This is a genomic window from Ureibacillus sinduriensis BLB-1 = JCM 15800, assembly GCF_000772955.1.
Lineage (GTDB): Bacteria > Bacillota > Bacilli > Bacillales_A > Planococcaceae > Ureibacillus > Ureibacillus sinduriensis.
The window spans coordinates 26630-45612 of record NZ_JPVO01000043.1; the positions used below are offsets into that span (position 1 = coordinate 26630).

An 18983-nucleotide genomic window follows, 5' to 3' on the forward strand; every position below is an offset into this window, starting at 1 on the left:
AAAAGCAATATACAAAAAATGCTTGTATATTGCTTAGGCTATTGGACTTACTTATTTAATTCATACTCTTCTTTAACAAACCGGCCTTCGTGGCGAACTCGTTTATAGCTGGAAAAGGCTTTGACGCCTCCAACCAGAATAAATACGGCGGCAATTAAAAAGCCGACTACTGTTGGATTAACGACACATGTATTAAGGCCGAATAAAATCACGAAAATTCCGAGCGCAACACCAGCTTTTGCTTTATACCATTTCCTTTGAATAGGCAGAGTGGAACGGAATTCCTTCGCTTTGTTGTAAAGATAAGCTGCAAATGAGACGATTATAAAAAACAAGAAAAATATATTCACCGATTTTACCTCCCAAAAGGTGCGTAATTGCTTTATGTACTGAGTGCTTCCATTATTGTAACGATTTTTATAAAAAAAAGCTAACACATAAAACGAAAAACAGAAGATACAGGAGGAATTCCTTTTGAAACGACAAATCATCGACAAAATTGAGCAATATGATACAATAATCATCCATAGACATGTTCGGCCGGATCCGGACGCATATGGTTCACAATTTGGACTAAAACGACTACTAGAAGCGAACTACCCAAATAAAAGAATCTATGCGATTGGGGAACACGATCCGTCTCTAACTTTTTTGGAAACTCCGGAAACAATCACTGATGAAGTATTTAATGAAAGCCTGGTTATAGTAACAGATACTGCAAATACAGGACGGATTGATGATACTCGATATAATGCCGGCGAATTCCTGATTAAAATAGACCATCATCCGAATGATGATCAATACGGTGATTTGTTATGGGTGGATACAGGCGCAAGTTCATGCAGTGAAATGATTTATGAGTTATTCATGGAAGGAAAAGAGTATAAAAATTGGAATTTGCCAGATGCAAGTGCACGTCTCCTTTTTGCGGGTATCGTTGGTGATACGGGTCGCTTCATCTATCCAAGTGCTTCTGTAAGAACATTTGAAATTGCAGGCCAATTGATCAAATATAATTTTGACAGAACTGAAGTATTTAACGGGATGTATGAGAAAGAACCAAATTTATTGCATCTGCAAGGATATATCTATGAAAATTTTGAAATAGATGAAAATGGAGCTTGTTTTATAAAACTGACAAAAGAAGTTCTGGAGAAGTTTCAAGTAACGCCTTCCGATACGTCGTTATTGGTGGGTTCTTTAAGTGATATTAAAGGGGTTGTTGCTTGGGTATTTTTGGTGGAAGAAGCGGAACAAATCCGTGTACGTCTTCGCTCGAAAGGTCCTGTCATCAATGAGCTAGCAAAGAAGTTCAACGGAGGTGGGCATCCCCTTGCTTCAGGTGCAACCGCATATTCATGGGAAGAAGCAAGCCGGGTAATAGAAGAATTAAAAGAAATCTGCCAACAATTTAAAAAATAATATTGGAGGGATGAAGTGTGACAGTTGTATATCCACAAATACGAACGAGTGCAGATTTATTGAAAAGTACAATTCGTATGGAAGAGCTCATCCCTTTTTTACAATCCCAGAAGGCAATAGTGTGTGCAATGGTTAATACGAAATTGTACGGGCTTTTGCCTTTTTGGTATACGATGAAGAAAAACGGAATTCACCCGGTGATCGGTTTATCCATTATGGTTGAACTTACCGATGAAATTTCCCTTCCGCTGATCATATACGCAAAAGATAATGACGGATATAAAAATCTATTGAAAATAAGCAGTAGTATTTCCATCCGTAAAGATGAAAAGATTCCATGGCGTTGGCTGGCAGCTTATTCAAAAGGGTGTGCGGCCGTTATTTCAACGGAATCTGAGCAGTGGTTCAGTGAGAGCAATGTGGGATTTGTAGAGCAGGTTGCCGAAACTTTCCAATTTGATTTTTACTTTGGTATTGCTCGAAGTGGAGGAATTATTTCGCCGATAGAACAAAGAGCCATGCACTTGAGTCAAGTATACAACATAAAATGTATAGCCACTCACGAATGCTTATTTTTATATCGGGAAGACCATTTTGCATATAAGGTTGCGAGAGCAATCGAAACGGGTGTCAAACTGAACGAAGCAATACATAGTCCTCATGAAAATAAGTTTGTCCCAACAGCAGCGGAGTGGCAAGATTGGTATCAAGATCAACCCCAATTGCTCGAAAATAGCAGGCACTTTCTATTGAACTGTCGGGTTGACCTTTCGTATGATCAACACTTCATGCCAAAATTCCCCTTAGAATCCGGTCAGACTTCGGCAACAGTTTTGGCTGAAATGGCTATGTCGGGCCTGAGGGAACGTTTGCAGACAAACACCCCAAATGAACAGTACGTTAACCGGCTGCAATATGAATTACAGGTCATTATTTCCATGGGATATGCAGATTATTTTCTGATTGTTGCCGACTTCATGAACTTCGCCAAAGATGCGAAAGTCTTGACGGGTCCCGGACGTGGATCCTCTGCAAGTTCGCTTGTTGCCTATTGTTTGAATATAACTCAGGTAGATCCTTTAAAATATGGCCTATTATTTGAGCGATTCTTAAACCCTGAACGGATTACCCTTCCGGATATCGATATTGACTTTGTTGATACAAAGCGACAGGAAGTCATTCAATATGTAGCCAATAAATACGGCAAACAATATGTAGCTCAAATTATCACCTTTGGGACTTTGTCTGCAAAGGCTGTGGCAAGAGATGTTGCCCGGATGTTCAATTTCGAAAGTGAGACACTTGCCATGATCTCGAAGTTGATACCCAATAAAACGGGAATTACTTTGCAGGAAGTCTATGCAACTTCCGAAGGCTTCCGGAAGTGGGTGGAAGCCGAAGAAATTCGGAAAACTTGGTTTACAGCGGCGAAAAAACTTGAGGGTCTGCCAAGGAATGCATCAACACATGCTGCGGGGGTAGTACTTAGCCCAATGCCATTAGTTGAAGTAGTGCCCATTGAAGAAGGGCATGACGGGATTTATTTAACACAGTGGCCGATGCAAGAAGTTGAACAAGTAGGCTTATTAAAAATGGATTTTTTGGGCCTCCGTAATTTAACAATATTAGAAAATATCCGCCAATCAATTTACTACACACATAAAAAGTGGATCGATTTTGACCAAATCCCATTAAATGATGAAAAAACCTTTCAGCTATTAAGAAATGGTGATACAACGGGAATATTCCAGCTTGAATCGGATGGGATGAAAAATGCGTTAAGAGTGATAGCGCCGACTGAGTTTTTGGATATTGTGGCGGTAAATGCCCTTTATCGACCAGGCCCGATGGAATTTATTCCAGTATACGCCAGAAGGAAAGCGAAGCAGGAGCGTGTCGGGATGCCGCATCCTGTACTGGAACCAATTCTAAAGGAGACATATGGAGTAATTGTGTATCAAGAGCAAATAATGCAAATTGCCCATATATTTGCCGGTTTTACAATCGGTCAGGCGGACTTGTTAAGAAGAGCTGTCAGTAAGAAAAAAAGGGAAGTGATGGAACAACAGCAACAAGCATTTGTAAACGGAGCAATATCGAAAGGCTACCCGGAAAGTATAGCAAAAGAAGTTTACGATTTAATTGTTCGGTTTGCGGATTATGGTTTCCCAAAGAGCCATGCAGTTGCCTATAGTATAATCTCCTATCAAATGGCATATTTGAAAGCAAACTACCCGGCCAATTTTTACGCCGCCCTGATGACGAATGCTACAGGCAATCATGAAAAGCTTTTCCAGTTGATACTAGAAGCAAAAAATAAGGGGATAGCTGTCTTGAAGCCTTCTATCCGAAAGAGCCAGCGGTTTTTTACAGTGGAAGAAGGGAAAATACGGTTCAGCTTATCGGCCATTAAAGGTGTACCGCAGCCATTCTTGCAAAAAATTATCGCCATTCGAAAATCGAAAGAGCAACCTTTTGAAGATATTTTTGATTTGGCTGTATCTTTGAGTGCTGTCCACTTTACTCGAAAAGTCATCGAACCTTTGGTGAAGTCAGGAGCTTTAGATGATTTCGGGAAAGATAGAGCTACACTTTTGGCCACCATCGAAGCTGCAGGAAAGCATGCTTCACTCGTTCGACCAAACGAAGAAGATAATGACTTATTCACAACCGATAGCTTAATCTTTGGCAAACCGAAATATGTAGAAGCACATACAATACCCGAAAAGATGAAGCTCCAGTTTGAAAAAGAAGCGCTAGGTTTTTACTTAAGCGAGCACCCGGTTGCATTGGAGAGAGCGAAATGGCAAGACGTGAATGCTACGACAAAAGGCCTTGATCAAGCCCGATCAAATAGCTTTATAAAATTTGTGGGGATGGTTGAAAGTATACGCCAAATCCGTACGAAAAAAGGGGAGTTAATGGCTTTTATCCAACTGCAGGACGAGTATGGGTCGATCTCTGCCACACTTTTTCCGCAAAGCTATAATGAAGTCATCGGCTGGATCAAAGAGGACAGGATTGTGCGTGTTGAAGGAATACTGGAACAACGCAATGGAAATTTGCAAATTAAAGTAAAAACGATGGAAATCGGTCAATAGCGAGAAAAAAGAAACGTTAATTACGAAAACTGTGCAACTGTTGCACAGTTTTTTCTTTACAAAAGGAACAACATTATGTATTCTAATGGAAAGTGGTCAGACCACTTTTAAGCTGATAAAATTTTAAAAACCAAAAATCAGTTTTTCAGAGCTCATTATATTTTCTAGTCTAACCAAAATATCATCATTTCTAATGTTTGTTATGTGATTTACATTTGTGCGGATAAAAATGCCTTTAGTTCCTAACGTCATGCGGGGTGCTTATGGATAAAAAACAAGAAAACAAAAAAGTATTTTTAGAGATTGTTAATCAATTAAGACAGTTAATTAAACACGAGGGGATTAAACCGGGGGAAAAACTACCTTCAGAACGTGTACTATCTGAAAGACTGAATGTTGGCCGTTCTTCAGTAAGAGAGGCGCTGCGCAGCTTGGAGCTGCTGGGACTTATCGAAACAAGACATGGCGGGGGTACCTTTTTATCTTCTGTTTCATCCAACCAACTGGTTGAGCTCCTAGCATCCTTTATTTTACAAGAAAATAAGGCGATAGAGGATGTTCATATAGTGAGAAGAATGCATGAAAAGGAAGCCATAAGAGTCATATGTTCAGAACAATCTTTAAGAAGTTTGCCGGTTTGGGAGAGCTTGTTCATGAAACTGGAACTAGAGAATGAAATTGTCAGGGACCTATTACTAAGAGAAATAATGATTGCATCCGGTAATAGATTAGCTTTAAAAATATGGCTGCAGCTCGTCGCATATAGTGCAACACCATTAAAAAAGCTATCCACTGAAGAAGAAAAACCGATGCTTCAAAGACTAGTAAAATCATTGCAGCTAGGTTATGAAAATGAAGCTACCAGCGCATATGAAAACTGGATGCACTATTTGAAAAATTCATCATCATAAATGCAAGGGGGAAAAACAGTGGCAATTAGAAGTTTATTATCTATTAACAAAAAGAAACAAAAAGGTGTCATTGTAGACCGCAACAAAGAAAACTCCTTTCCAGCAGATTTAATGACAAAATGTCCGGAGTGTAAAAAAATCTACTTAACGAAGGAATTGGACAACAATTTAAAAGTTTGTCCTAATTGCGATCATCACTACAAAATGACTGCATGGGAACGAGTTTCTATTTTAATGGATGAAGGTACATTTGTGTCTTTCGATGAGAACCTGCGTACTTCCAACCCATTAAAATTCCCTTCCTATCTAGACAAAATTGAGATTGATTCACATAAAACGGGTTTAAACGAAGCGGTATTGACGGGAATGGGAAGCATTGATGGATCGCAAGTGGTTGTAGCCATTATGGATTCGCATTTTCGTATGGGTTCGATGGGATCGGTGGTTGGCGAAAAAATAACACGGGCGATTGAAAAAGCGACGGAATATTCATTGCCATTTATAATTTTCACTGCTAGTGGTGGAGCACGTATGCAAGAAGGCGTAATCTCGCTTATGCAGATGGCCAAAACAAGTGTTGCACTTAAACGCCATAGTGATCATGGGCTGCTTTTCATCTCTATTATGACCCATCCGACAACAGGAGGGGTATCGGCAAGTTTTGCATCACTAGGGGATTTAAACATTGCTGAGCCACAAGCTTTAATCGGTTTTGCTGGGAGACGTGTAATTGAACAAACGGTTCGTGAAAAGCTGCCGGAAGATTTCCAAACAGCGGAATTTTTACTTGCACATGGTCAACTGGATGCTATCTTCCATCGCAAAGAAATGCGCGATAAGTTAGCGACAATTGTTAAGCTGCACCAAAAAGGAGGAGTTTCGAATGTCTAAGTCTCTTGACTTTGAAGAACCTGTTGTAAAACTACGTGAAAAAATCGGTGAATTAAAAGAAATTGCCAAGAGTGCAGAAGTCGATATGTCAAGCGAAATTGAAACACTTGAAACGCGACTTAAACAATTAGAAGCAAAGATCTACTCAAATATGGAGCCTTGGGACAGGGTGCAAGTAGCTAGACATGCCCAACGTCCTACCACATCCGATTATATTGAAGAAATCTTCTCGGATTTTATCGAATTGCATGGGGATCGATCTTTCGGAGATGACGAAGCAATAATTGGGGGAATTGCAAGTTTTGAAGGGCAGCCGATTACGATTATCGGTCATCAAAGGGGTAAATCAACAAAAGAAAATATACGACGTAATTTCGGGATGCCGCATCCGGAGGGCTATCGAAAAGCATTACGTTTAATGAAGCAAGCAGAAAAATTTAACCGGCCAATCATCTGTTTTATTGATACAAAGGGAGCTTATCCTGGTAAAGCTGCTGAAGAACGTGGACAAAGTGAAGCGATAGCAAGAAACCTTTTTGAAATGGCTGGACTAAAAGTACCTGTTATTAGTGTTGTCATTGGTGAAGGTGGCAGTGGGGGAGCACTGGCGTTAGGCGTTGCAAACAAAATTTATATGCTAGAAAATTCAACATATTCTGTTATCTCTCCGGAAGGTGCTGCGTCAATTCTTTGGAAAGATGCATCATTGGCTAAACAAGCGGCAGAGGCTATGAAAATTACTGCGTTTGATTTGAAAGAGATGGGGATTATCGATGGGATTGTCAATGAGGTTGCTGGGGGAGCGCACCGGGATGTACAAGCTCAAGCACTAGAATTAAAAAATTGCATTTCCGAAGCGTTATCGCAACTGAATTCTTTATCAGAAGCTGAATTGATTGATGATCGATACGAGAAATTTAGAAAAATAGGGGAATTCATCGAAGAAGAAGTAAACTGATTGAGCATGAGATGCTAATAGAATACTTTGAAAATAATGCCAGCGAAATGACAAAATCCTAAATGGGTTTTGTCGTTTTTTTAAGAAGATATTCTGATTGGAGATAGGAGTACTAATAGAGGTCCTGATCCAATGACTGAGGGTGGCGGTATCGCATTTAACCACAGAGCCGATGGAACTTAAGTTATCGTTATAAATTTAACGTTCTCTACATGATAATCTATCATGAAAAACAGGGAGTTTTATTAGTATTCTTATCACGGAATTCAATCGTTGGATAGGTTTATGAAATCATTTGATTTGATATTATAGAGATGCTCGTTTTTTTTTCGGAATAAGGGTAAAATATTAACAAGGATTAGTTATTAGTTTAAATTTTGAGTCTTTCCCCAGCTTTTGTTTTATTTGTAAAAATATCGTTATACTTTTTTGAAATGCTCACATTTATTTCGTTTTATGCTAATGTGTGTAAAAAGAGGATATATTAGGAGGTTCTTTACGAGATGAAGAGAATTGCCGTATTAACAAGTGGGGGAGATTCTCCAGGGATGAATGCAGCCATTCGTGCTGTAGTACGTAAAGCGAATTTCCATGGTGTTGAAGTAATGGGGATTTACCATGGATATGAAGGATTTATCGAAGGCAGAATGGAACTGTTGGATTTAGGCTCGGTAGGTGGAATTATCCAGCGGGGCGGGACGAAATTATTTTCCTCTCGTTGCCCTAAATTCAAGGAAGAACAATATCAATTGCAAGGTATCGAGAAAATGAGGGAAGCAGGTGTAGAAGGGCTTGTTGTAATTGGGGGAGACGGTTCCTACAGAGGTGCAATGGAACTTACAAAAAAAGGCTTCCCAAGTGTAGGCGTTCCAGGAACTATTGATAATGATATTCCGGGTACGGAATACACGATTGGCTTTGATACGGCACTGAATACCGTAATTGAATCGATCGATAAAATTCGTGATACCGCAACTTCGCACGAAAATTCCTTCGTTGTCGAGGTAATGGGCAGAGATGCTGGGGATATCGCATTGTGGGCAGGGCTAGCAGCGGGTGCCGAATCAATTTTGATACCCGAAGAAGAATTCGATATCGATGACATAGTAGCTCGTATTGAACACGGTATTGCCCGTGGTAAAAAGCACAGCATCATCATTGTGGCTGAAGGTGTGATGGCCGGAAATGAATTGGCAAAAATCTTAAATGAAAAAGCAAACATTACAACTAGAGTATCGGTTCTTGGTCATATCCAGCGTGGTGGATCACCTTCTGCCCGAGACAGGGTGCTGGCAGGGCAATTTGGGGCCAAAGCCGTAGAAGTGCTGCTTGAAGGAAGAAGTGGAAGGGCAGTCGGCATCAAAAATCATCAACTTTACGACTATGACTTGGAAGAAGCATTTTCGAACAAGCATAAGGCAGACTTAAGTCTATATACATTATCAAAAGAACTTTCAATCTAACTATAGTAAACGGAGAGAAGACTATGAGAAAAACAAAAATCGTTTGTACTATTGGTCCAGCCAGTGAATCGAGTGAATCGCTTACCAAATTAATGGAAGCAGGAATGAATGTAGCAAGATTAAACTTTTCCCACGGGAATCATGAAGAACATTCAGTCAGAATTGCGACAATTCGTGAAGTGGCACGAAAATTGAATAAAACTGTAGGAATATTATTAGATACAAAAGGTCCTGAAATTCGTACACATACAATGGAAAATGGTGAGTTGCATCTTAAGCAAGGACAAGTAATCGACATTTCGATGACAGAGGTAATAGGAAATGAAAACTGCTTCTCTGTGACGTATGAAAACCTAATTGAAGATGTAGACCAGGACGATCGCATTTTATTGGATGATGGGTTGATCGAACTCCGTGTACTTGCAAAGGATCTTGAAAAAGGTTTAATCCATACAATTGTTGAAAATGCCGGCCTTTTGAAAAATAAAAAAGGTGTCAACGTACCAGGCGTATCCGTGAAACTTCCTGGAATTACCGAAAAAGATGCCCAGGATATTTTATTCGGTATCGAACAAGGGGTTGATTTTATCGCTGCATCCTTTGTTCGTACAGCTAAAGACGTTCTTGAAATCCGTGAATTGCTTGAACAAAATAATGGTAGCCATATTCAAATCATTCCAAAAATCGAGAACCAAGAGGGTGTCGATAATATTGATGAAATTATCCAAGTCTCGGATGGTTTAATGGTTGCCCGAGGGGATTTGGGGGTTGAAATTCCGGCAGAAGAAGTTCCGCTTGTTCAAAAAACATTAATTAAAAAATGCAATTTAGTAGGCAAACCAGTCATTACCGCGACTCAAATGTTGGATTCGATGCAGCGCAATCCACGTCCAACACGTGCTGAAGCAAGTGATGTTGCCAACGCAATTATTGATGGAACAGATGCCATCATGCTTTCCGGTGAAACAGCTGCCGGACTTTACCCGGTCGAATCGGTCATCACGATGAATAAAATTGCGGAGTATACAGAGAACTCGCAAGATTATCGAGCGATTGTAAACAAGCGCAGTAAAGAAAGAGGAGCTACAATGACGGAGGCTCTTTCCCAAGCGGTTGCTTATACATCCATAAACCTTGGCGTAAAATCCGTACTTGCACCTACAGCAAGCGGCACAACCGCTAGAATGATCGCAAAATATCGTCCAGGGGTGCCCATTATCGCCATAACGAATATTCCATCGACAGCACAAAAGTTAACGCTTGTTTGGGGGGTAACACCTATCGTTACACCGAAAGTGACGACAACTGACGAAATTTTGGAATTATCAGTGGATGAATCGTTGAAGCACGGCTACGTGGACCATGGAGATGTCGTGATCATTACGGCGGGAGTTCCTGTTGGTGAGGCAGGTACGACCAACTTAATGAAGGTACATGTAATTGGTGATTTATTGGCAAAAGGGCAAGGTGTTGGCAAGCGTTCGGTTGTTGGTAAGGCAATTGTAGTGAAGAACGCTGAAGAAGCACGCAGCTACGATGCTGAGGATGCTATTTTAGTAACTGTAGGAACCGACCGTGAAATGATGGAAGCAATTAAGAAATGTGCCGGAATTATTACGGAAGAAGGCGGCTTGACAAGCCACGCTGCTGTCGTTGGTTTAAGCCTCGGCATTCCTGTAATTGTTGGCGTAAATGAAGCTACAACACTTATCCGACACGGCCAAGAAATTACGATGGACGCAGAAACTGGTGTAATTTATAAAGGCCATGCAAGTGTTTTGTAAACAATAGAACTGAGTAAAATTAAAGGGGGCGCCTCGACTTTAGAGGCTGCCCCTTTTTTCTTGTGAGCAGGTTGAAACTATTATTCCATGAAAGCGTATATACTATTATAGAAACAAGTCCAAAAGTGGAGGTTCATTAATGCGAAAAATAATAGGTGCACTGATAGCTGCGATATTAGTTGAAATAGCCGTTTTTATAGTGGTTGGAAAATTGCTGGGTGTCTTGCCAACATTATTGTTGATCATGTTGACTAGTGTGATTGGCGCTTTGGTCGCCAAAAAACAAGGGATCGAGTCTGTACGTAGATTACAAACGAACCTCGCTGAAGGGAACGCCCCGGGAGTTGCCATCATCGATACTTTTCTAATTTTTGCAGGTGGAGTTTTATTAGTCGCTCCAGGGTTTTTAACAGATCTCTTAGGTGTATCTTTGATTCTTCCATATACGAGAAAGTTGTTTAAGCCTGCAATCTACTACTGGTTAAGAAATAAAATGAAAAATGGGCAAATGTTCATTATTCATAAATAGATTTTTGCTTGATTTTCACCGCAATCAACAGTAGGAACGGACTGATTAATATTCCATAGACACCAAACAATAAAATGGAGGCCGCACTGATAAAGAAAGTATGTACAGTTCTTAGATGGAAAGTGGAAGCCCATAATAAAGATTCCGCAATTTGCCGTGTTAACTGAATGAAAATATAAAGAATGATCAATGAGAAACATAGAAATTTTTCTCCAATTACGAAGAAATAGATAGCAATCGGGATGAGGAATAGGCCGATTCCGAAAAACGGAAGGGCGTCCGCCAATGAAATTAAAAAGGACTTGCTGATAGGATGTTCAAACTGCAACAATGCCAGTCCACCGCTCAATAATAAGAAGGTAATGATGAACAGTTGAAATTCAACATAGAGAAAGTACCCAAAAAGACCTGTCGCCTTAGTAAAATAGCCTTTCCATTCTTCACGATATTGTTTTGGAACATAAACGAAAAACCAATATTTGTTTTTTCTTGATTCGAATATGGAGAAAAAGAACGCAACGATAAAAATAAAAAGTTCGATAATATAGGACAAGATATCTTGAAGTACATTTGCAATACCCATGATGGCGCCATCGATATAAGACAATGACTTATTGAACACAGTTTCCAATAAGATGTGGTCACCTGAATTTAGAATATCCAAATTTTGAACTTGCACCTTCACTTCAGGGTAAATAGAAATAATGCTCTGGACAGTCATAAAAAAGAATACATAAGTCGAAAGAAATATTAACATGGAAATCAAAATAGCGCTTAATATGTATGGTATTCTTAACCTATTGTGAAAAAAGTTGATGATAGGGAACAAAAAATAGGCAAAAAATATGGCTATGGATACAGGTAATATAAGCCATAATACAACAAAGTACAAAATCAACAGTAAATATTTAAGGTTTTTTTTATACGGAATGACGTTCTTTTTACTTGTTTGCAAAATTCACACCTCTATTTCATGTAATTCATATGTCACTTGTAACGTTTTTTTCTCCTTTAAGCATATTTTTCATTAAATAATCAGTTTTTTCTTAATTTCATCTAATTTCATTCACAAAGACGTCAAAATTTATTATAATATGGGATGTAAGCGATTTACTTATAGGTTCATATGAGCAGAATTATTTTAGGTGCTGCAAAAAGAAAGCACTTACAACTAAAATATTTTACAAGAGGGAGCGATTTTTTATGACAGCAACACGCGGTTTAGAAGGTATCGTAGCTGCAGAAAGTAAAATCAGTTCAATTATCGATGACACACTTACATACGTTGGATATGATATTGATGATTTAACTGAAAATGCTACATTTGAAGAGGTAGTATACTTACTTTGGCATACACGTTTACCGAAAAAGGATGAGCTAGCACAGTTAACGAAAGAATTAGCAGAAAATGCTGAAGTGCCTCAAGCTATCTTTGATCAATTCAAAACATATCCATTAGATACAGTACATCCAATGGCAGCTCTACGCTCAGCTATTTCACTATTAGGTGTTTTTGATTCTGAAGCGGATGAAATGTCTCCTGAAGCAAACTACCGCAAAGCGATCCGTCTACAAGCTAAAATTGCTACTGTAGTTACTGGTTTCTCTCGTATCCGCAAAGGTTTGGAACCAATTGCACCAAAACCTGAATTAGGATATGCTGCAAACTTCTTATATATGTTACATGGTAAAGAACCAGCACCAATCGAAATTGAAGCATTTAACAAAGCTTTAGTTTTACATGCTGACCATGAATTAAACGCTTCAACATTTACAGCTCGCGTTTGTGTAGCTACATTATCTGATGTATATTCAGGAATTACTTCCGCAATCGGTGCTTTAAAAGGACCTTTACACGGTGGAGCAAACGAGCAAGTTATGAAAATGTTATCAGAAATCGGTTCACTTGAAAATGTTGAATCATATATTCAAACGAAATTGGATAATAAAGAAAAAATTATGGGCTTCGGTCACCGCGTATACCGCAAAGGCGACCCACGTGCAAAACATTTGCGTGTAATGAGCGAAAAATTAACTAAACTAACTGGTAAACCAGAACTATATGAAATGTCAGTGAAAATCCATGACATGATCGTTGGGCAAAAAAATCTTCCTGCAAACGTGGACTTCTTCTCAGCATCAGTTTATGATTCATTAGGAATCGAACATGACTTATTCACACCAATCTTTGCAGTTTCTCGTACATCAGGTTGGATTGCACATATCTTAGAACAATATGCGAATAATCGTTTAATTCGTCCTCGTGCAGAATATGTTGGACCTGGAATGCAAAAATACGTATCAATCGAGGAAAGATAATTTTTATAATATATGTTAAAATTGTCTAGGACTGTGAAATCACAGTCCTAGATTTATGAAAATAGGGAGGCAACATCTATATGTCTAAAATTGCAGTAGAAAACGGTGTACTTCAAGTACCAAATAATCCAACGATTCCTTTCATCGAAGGTGACGGAATTGGTCCAGATATCTGGGTTGCGGCATCTCGTGTAATCGATGCAGCTGTTGAAAAAGCTTATAATGGCGAAAAGAAAATTGAGTGGTTAGAAGTACTTGCTGGCGAAAAAGCATTCAACCAAACTGGCGAATGGTTACCACAAGAAACTTTAGATAAAATCAACGAATACTTAATTGCTATTAAAGGGCCTCTTACAACTCCAATCGGTGGCGGTATCCGTTCTTTAAACGTAGCATTACGTCAACAACTTGACCTATATGTATGTTTACGTCCAGTGCGTCACTTTGAAGGTGTACCTTCTCCAGTTAAAAAGCCAGAAGATGTTGATATGGTAATCTTCCGTGAAAACACTGAAGATATCTATGCGGGTATTGAATATGCTCAAGGTTCAGAAGAAGTGAAAAAAGTTATCAACTTCTTAAAAGAAGAAATGGGCGTTAATAAAATCCGTTTCCCAGAAACTTCAGGTATCGGTATTAAACCAGTATCGGTTGAAGGTACTGAGCGTTTAGTACGCGCTGCTATCGAGTACGCAATCAAACATAACCGTCCTTCTGTAACTCTAGTTCACAAAGGGAACATCATGAAATTCACTGAAGGTGGATTCAAACAATGGGGTTATGATTTAGCTGAGCGTGAATACGGCGATAAAGTATTCACTTGGGATCAATATGACCGCATCAAAGAAGCAGAAGGTGTAGAAGCTGCTAATAAAGCTCAAGACGAAGCTGTAGCTGCTGGTAAAGTAATCATTAAAGATTCTATCGCTGATATCTTCTTGCAACAAATCTTAACTCGTCCAAATGAGTTCGACGTAGTAGCTACAATGAACTTAAATGGTGACTATATTTCTGATGCATTGGCTGCACAAGTTGGTGGTATCGGTATCGCTCCTGGAGCTAACATCAACTATGTAACTGGACATGCGATCTTCGAAGCAACTCACGGTACAGCTCCTAAATATGCTGGCCAAGACAAAGTAAACCCATCTTCAGTATTGCTTTCTGGCGTTTTAATGCTTGAACACTTAGGATGGCAAGAAGCTGCAGACTTAATTACTAACTCTGTAGAAAAAACAATTGCTTCTAAAGTTGTAACTTACGACTTTGCACGTTTAATGGATGGTGCTACAGAAGTTAAATGTTCTGAGTTTGCTAACGAATTAATCAAAAATCTTTAATTCATAGCAATGCTAATAAGATAAATTAAATAAAAGGGTAGCTGATAACATTAAAGTAGCAATGCTTTATGTATTATCAGCTATCCTTTTTTTAATATGTTTCCCTTAATTGGATATAGTAATAATAGATAGATCATGCTTATCAATGTTGAAATTTTCTTAAGAGGGGGTTCTGGGAGAACGATCCACCCTTTAGATGAATGTTGAGCACCATTACTGAACAAGGTTCAAAAGGAGTGTTGGCAATATGCCGTTAAAGCGCAAAAAAATTTCTGTCATTGGGGCTGGTTTTACTGGTGCAACTGCAGCATTTTTAGCTGCACAAAAGGAATTGGCAGATGTTGTATTAGTCGATATTCCGGAATCTCACAATCCGACAAAAGGGAAGGCTTTGGATATGTGGGAGGCGGCCCCTGTCCAAGGATTTGATTCTTATGTTAAAGGCACCTCCAATTATGCAGACACGGCTGATTCCGATCTAGTAATTATCACTGCTGGTGTAGCTCGTAAACCTGGGATGAGTCGGGATGATTTGGTCCAAATAAATCAAAAGGTTATGAAATCAGTGGCATCCGAAATTGCCAAATATTCTTCAAACTCAATCATCCTTGTGCTGACAAACCCTGTCGATGCTATGACTTATACAGTATTTAAGGAATCTGGATTCCCAAAAAACCGTGTTATCGGGCAATCGGGCGTTTTGGATACAGCTCGATTCTGTGCATTTGTTGCAGAAGAATTAAAGATTTCAGTGAAGGATGTTCGAGGATTCGTATTAGGAGGACATGGCGATACGATGGTGCCCTTGACTCGCTATTCATATGCGGGCGGTATCCCTTTGGAAACACTTATTGCTCCTGAGCGTTTGGAAGAAATTGTGCAACGGACGCGGGTTGGCGGCGGTGAAATCGTAAACCTGCTCGGTAACGGCTCAGCCTACTATGCGCCAGCCGCTTCACTTATAGAAATGGCGGAAGCAATTATTAAAGATCAACGGCGTATCATGCCTTCTATCGCATATCTGGAAGGCGAATATGGATATGATGGAATTTATCTCGGTGTCCCTACATTGTTAGGTGCCAATGGAATTGAAAAAATCTATGAATTAGAACTAACAGAATCAGAAAGAGCGGCATTGGATGTGTCTGCTAACGCGGTAAGAGAAGTAATGGACGTGTTGGAATAAAGATATGGCTAAAACGAGTGGGAAGTACCTCACTCGTTTTTTAACGCCTGTAGGAAAACTAATGTGGAACTAGATTCATAGAATTAATCGAGGGCATTATAAATATACAAAAAGGGACTAAAAAGCTCATTATTCCCCTCCTTGAAATTGTTTAAAGTAAGTCAATCTTTTAAGTGTTCCTAAAAATGTAGTGGCGGTAAAATTAAGAAGAATTTCTAGCCTGCGGATAAGTAAGCTTTAAAGAGTAGTTATTTCTATAGATTGTTATTTTGTGTAAAAATTGATACTATGAAATTAATCGAGAAAGTAAGGGGTTGCTTAATTGCTGCTACGCAAGGATATGAAACTTGGAAAGAAGATTGATAAAATCACTGTTGGAGAAAAGCTGCAGTTGAACGAAAAGATTGAAGACAAAGATCTACTTCTTTACTTAGGCTTAACGAACGACAACAATCCGCTATATATTCAATATGACTACGCAATCGGAACACCATACAAAAAACCGATTATTCCTGTTATCATGTTGAATGGAATCATTACTTCCGCCATATCCAAACATCTACCAGGTCCCGGTTCACATATCCGTGAACAGAATATTATTTACTTGGAGCCAGTGTACCATAATGAAACAATCGAAATTTCACTGGAAATCCAACATATTGATCTAATACAAAATGTAGTGGAAATATACGTGAAAGCATCAAAAGAAAAGAGTATACAGGTATTGCATGGTGTAATAAAGGTAGTGCCACCTTATTAAAGTTTTGTTTTGCGATTTGGAATGGGGGTTTCAAATCATTATTGGAGGTTGTATATGTTAAAAACAATTTTGGTCGTAGAAGATGAAGTATCAATCGCAACACTATTAAAATACAATTTAGAACGTGCCGGATATGAAGTGCTGCTGGCGCACGATGGGAAAATAGGTCTTGAGATGGCGATTGAGCACTCACCAGATCTTATATTGCTAGATTTGATGCTGCCAACTATGGATGGAATGGAAGTATGCAAGGAGCTTCGCAGTCAAAAACGCAATATTCCTATTATTATGCTGACAGCTCGAGATGACGAGTTCGACAAAGTATTAGGTTTAGAACTGGGTGCGGATGACTATATGACAAAACCATTCAGTCCGCGCGAAGTGATTGCACGTGTAAAAGCCGTACTGCGACGCTTTACTCCTGTTTTGCAGCATGAAGAAGAAGAACCGGAAAATGTAGTGTATCACTTTGGCAAACTACAAGTATATCCAAATCGATTCGAAGCATTTCTTGAAGAAGAATCATTGGAATTCACACCAAAGGAGTTCGAACTTTTGGTCTATCTGCTTGAAAATAAAAATCGTGTACTTACACGTGATCAGCTGTTAAGTGCTGTTTGGAATTATGATTTTGCAGGTGATACACGAATTGTTGATGTGCATATCAGTCATTTGCGCGATAAAATAGAGGAAAGTAGCCGTAAGCCAAAATTCATTAAAACGATAAGGGGTATCGGCTATAAATTTGAGGAGCCAAAAAGCCTATGAAGGCATATCGGAACCGATTATTTGTTACCTTCATCATTCTAGCAGGTTCTATTTTAGCTGTCCTTGGCTTTATCTTGGGTCAGCTTTTTCCATTTATAATTGAAGACTTTGCAACCAAAAGCAATATTGAGTTCAATGCTATGCAGCTGGAAGAAATACGGAGACAATTTGCCTCCATCATTGCTTTTTTAATTTTTGTTAGTTTTGTCTTAATATGCCTTGTTGCCAATCATCTCATCCGAAATTTGCTGGAGCCAATCGAAAATATTACGCTGACCGCTAAAGAGCTGACAAAAGGAAACTACCGTGCACGTGCCTACGCACTAGGTCCGGCAAGTATTGTGGAATTAAGAAATTCCATCAACATTTTAGCCAGAAACCTGCAGGAAATCGAGAAAATACGGGAAATAGAAGATGAGCGACTAAAAACCTTAATTGAGAACATGGGAAGTGCGCTTATCATGATCGACCGGGAAGCAGTCGTCTCAATCGTGAATCGACAGTTTCTGGAGGGATTTGAATTATCAATCGACGAAGTCAAAGGTTATAACTTTTTAACTTTGGGTTTGCCGAATGAATTGGAGAAATTTATAGATCACGTCTTTCTAACGGAACTTCCTTACCGAAAACAAATAGAAGTGGAAATCCAACAGGAAATTCAATACAAGCAAGTCTACGGTGCCCCCGTAGTTGGAGACCATGGGCGTTGGCTCGGTGTGGTCATCGTCATGCATGACATTTCTGAATTGATTCGACTGGAACAAATAAGGAAGGACTTTGTAGCGAACGTATCCCATGAATTAAGAACGCCGATAACTTCCATAAAAGGGTTTTCGGAGACGTTATTAGATGGAGCATTTAAAGATGAAAAAATGCTTATTTCATTTTTAGATATCATATATCAGGAAAGTAATCGACTTCAAATGCTGATTCAAGATTTGCTTGAGTTATCAAAAATTGAACAGCATGGATTCTCTGTCAATATTGCACCGGCGAGTTTGCAGGAAGTCCTGATAAGGGCAGTGGAATTAACGAGCCCGCGTCTTGATGAGAAGAATATGCAGTTCGATGTGGATATTATGCGTGACGTCATGGTTATGGGCGACTTCAACCGACTTATTCAAATCTTTACGAATCTAATTACGAATTCAATTACCTACTCACCGGAAAATACAACCATTACATTGCGGATAAAGGCCAATGCCGATTATGGAATAATTGAAGTGGAAGATCAGGGAATGGGCATCGAGAAGAGCGAGATTGCCCGTATTTTTGAACGTTTTTACCGTATTGATAAAGCTCGGAACCGCAATTCGGGGGGGACTGGATTGGGCCTTGCCATAGTAAAACACTTGGTGGAAGCTCATCATGGGAAAATTAATGTTGAAAGTACAGTCGGGAAAGGTACTTGCATGAAGGTATTAATTCCGTTAAAAAAGTAACTTAACAATAGCTTTACAATACTGTTATTGATACTTCATATTTCTATCATATGATTATTCATAGAAACCCCCCTGTTTCAAATATTGTGATTAGATAAGTATACATGAA

At 39.2% G+C, this 18983-nt stretch carries 16 protein-coding genes; 14 read left to right on the plus strand and 2 right to left on the minus strand.

What is annotated here, in order from left to right; all coding sequences use genetic code 11:
- Positions 1-47: 47 nt before the first annotated feature.
- On the minus strand, positions 48-350 hold the full coding sequence (locus CD33_RS04675) for a YtpI family protein (protein ID WP_036198649.1): 303 nt from the start codon (positions 348-350) through the stop codon (positions 48-50).
- 124 nt (positions 351-474) lie between these two features.
- On the opposite strand from CD33_RS04675, the gene CD33_RS04680 reads away from it, so the two are divergent.
- The 8 genes from CD33_RS04680 (at position 475) to CD33_RS04715 (ending at position 11059) form a co-directional block, all read left to right on the plus strand.
- Positions 475-1422, plus strand: coding sequence for a DHH family phosphoesterase (locus CD33_RS04680; protein ID WP_036198651.1), 948 nt, complete (start codon positions 475-477; stop codon positions 1420-1422).
- Between the two features lie 17 nt (positions 1423-1439).
- Complete coding sequence (gene dnaE, locus CD33_RS04685; RefSeq protein ID WP_036198653.1) at positions 1440-4523, plus strand: DNA polymerase III subunit alpha; 3084 nt, start codon at positions 1440-1442, stop codon at positions 4521-4523.
- Positions 4524-4786: 263 nt separating this feature from the next.
- The gene (locus CD33_RS04690) at positions 4787-5434 is read left to right on the plus strand and encodes a FadR/GntR family transcriptional regulator (RefSeq protein WP_036198656.1); all 648 of its coding nucleotides are present in this window, start codon (positions 4787-4789) and stop codon (positions 5432-5434) included.
- Positions 5435-5452: 18 nt separating this feature from the next.
- The gene (gene accD, locus CD33_RS04695) at positions 5453-6325 is read left to right on the plus strand and encodes an acetyl-CoA carboxylase, carboxyltransferase subunit beta (protein WP_036198658.1); all 873 of its coding nucleotides are present in this window, start codon (positions 5453-5455) and stop codon (positions 6323-6325) included.
- Entirely contained in the window at positions 6318-7283 is a 966-nt protein-coding gene (locus CD33_RS04700; protein WP_036198661.1) for an acetyl-CoA carboxylase carboxyltransferase subunit alpha, read from the plus strand. The genes accD and CD33_RS04700 overlap by 8 nt, the downstream gene beginning before the upstream one ends.
- 503 nt (positions 7284-7786) lie before the next feature.
- On the plus strand, positions 7787-8746 hold the full coding sequence (gene pfkA / locus CD33_RS04705; RefSeq protein ID WP_036198662.1) for a 6-phosphofructokinase: 960 nt from the start codon (positions 7787-7789) through the stop codon (positions 8744-8746).
- A gap of 23 nt (positions 8747-8769) precedes the next feature.
- Complete coding sequence (pyk, locus tag CD33_RS04710; protein WP_036198664.1) at positions 8770-10530, plus strand: pyruvate kinase; 1761 nt, start codon at positions 8770-8772, stop codon at positions 10528-10530.
- A gap of 139 nt (positions 10531-10669) precedes the next feature.
- Positions 10670-11059 carry an FxsA family protein gene (locus tag CD33_RS04715; protein WP_036198665.1) on the plus strand — a complete coding sequence of 130 codons (390 nt, stop codon included), beginning with the start codon at positions 10670-10672 and terminating at the stop codon, positions 11057-11059.
- Here CD33_RS04715 and CD33_RS04720 read toward each other — a convergent pair.
- A complete protein-coding gene (locus CD33_RS04720) occupies positions 11046-12014 on the minus strand; it encodes an AI-2E family transporter (protein WP_084591260.1) in 969 nt (322 codons plus the stop codon). The genes CD33_RS04715 and CD33_RS04720 overlap by 14 nt on opposite strands.
- A 248-nt stretch (positions 12015-12262) precedes the next feature.
- On the opposite strand from CD33_RS04720, the gene citZ reads away from it, so the two are divergent.
- The 6 genes from citZ (at position 12263) to pnpS (ending at position 18874) form a co-directional block, all read left to right on the plus strand.
- Positions 12263-13378, plus strand: coding sequence for a citrate synthase (gene citZ / locus CD33_RS04725; RefSeq protein ID WP_036198667.1), 1116 nt, complete (start codon positions 12263-12265; stop codon positions 13376-13378).
- A gap of 80 nt (positions 13379-13458) precedes the next feature.
- On the plus strand, positions 13459-14718 hold the full coding sequence (gene icd, locus CD33_RS04730; protein ID WP_036198669.1) for an NADP-dependent isocitrate dehydrogenase: 1260 nt from the start codon (positions 13459-13461) through the stop codon (positions 14716-14718).
- 247 nt (positions 14719-14965) lie between these two features.
- Positions 14966-15904, plus strand: coding sequence for a malate dehydrogenase (mdh, locus tag CD33_RS04735; RefSeq protein WP_036198671.1), 939 nt, complete (start codon positions 14966-14968; stop codon positions 15902-15904).
- Positions 15905-16226: 322 nt separating this feature from the next.
- Complete coding sequence (locus CD33_RS04740; protein WP_036198772.1) at positions 16227-16664, plus strand: MaoC/PaaZ C-terminal domain-containing protein; 438 nt, start codon at positions 16227-16229, stop codon at positions 16662-16664.
- 54 nt (positions 16665-16718) lie between these two features.
- A complete protein-coding gene (locus tag CD33_RS04745; protein WP_036198673.1) occupies positions 16719-17432 on the plus strand; it encodes a response regulator transcription factor in 714 nt (237 codons plus the stop codon).
- Positions 17429-18874 carry a two-component system histidine kinase PnpS gene (pnpS, locus tag CD33_RS04750; RefSeq protein WP_036198675.1) on the plus strand — a complete coding sequence of 482 codons (1446 nt, stop codon included), beginning with the start codon at positions 17429-17431 and terminating at the stop codon, positions 18872-18874. The genes CD33_RS04745 and pnpS overlap by 4 nt, the downstream gene beginning before the upstream one ends.
- Positions 18875-18983 lie beyond the last annotated feature (109 nt).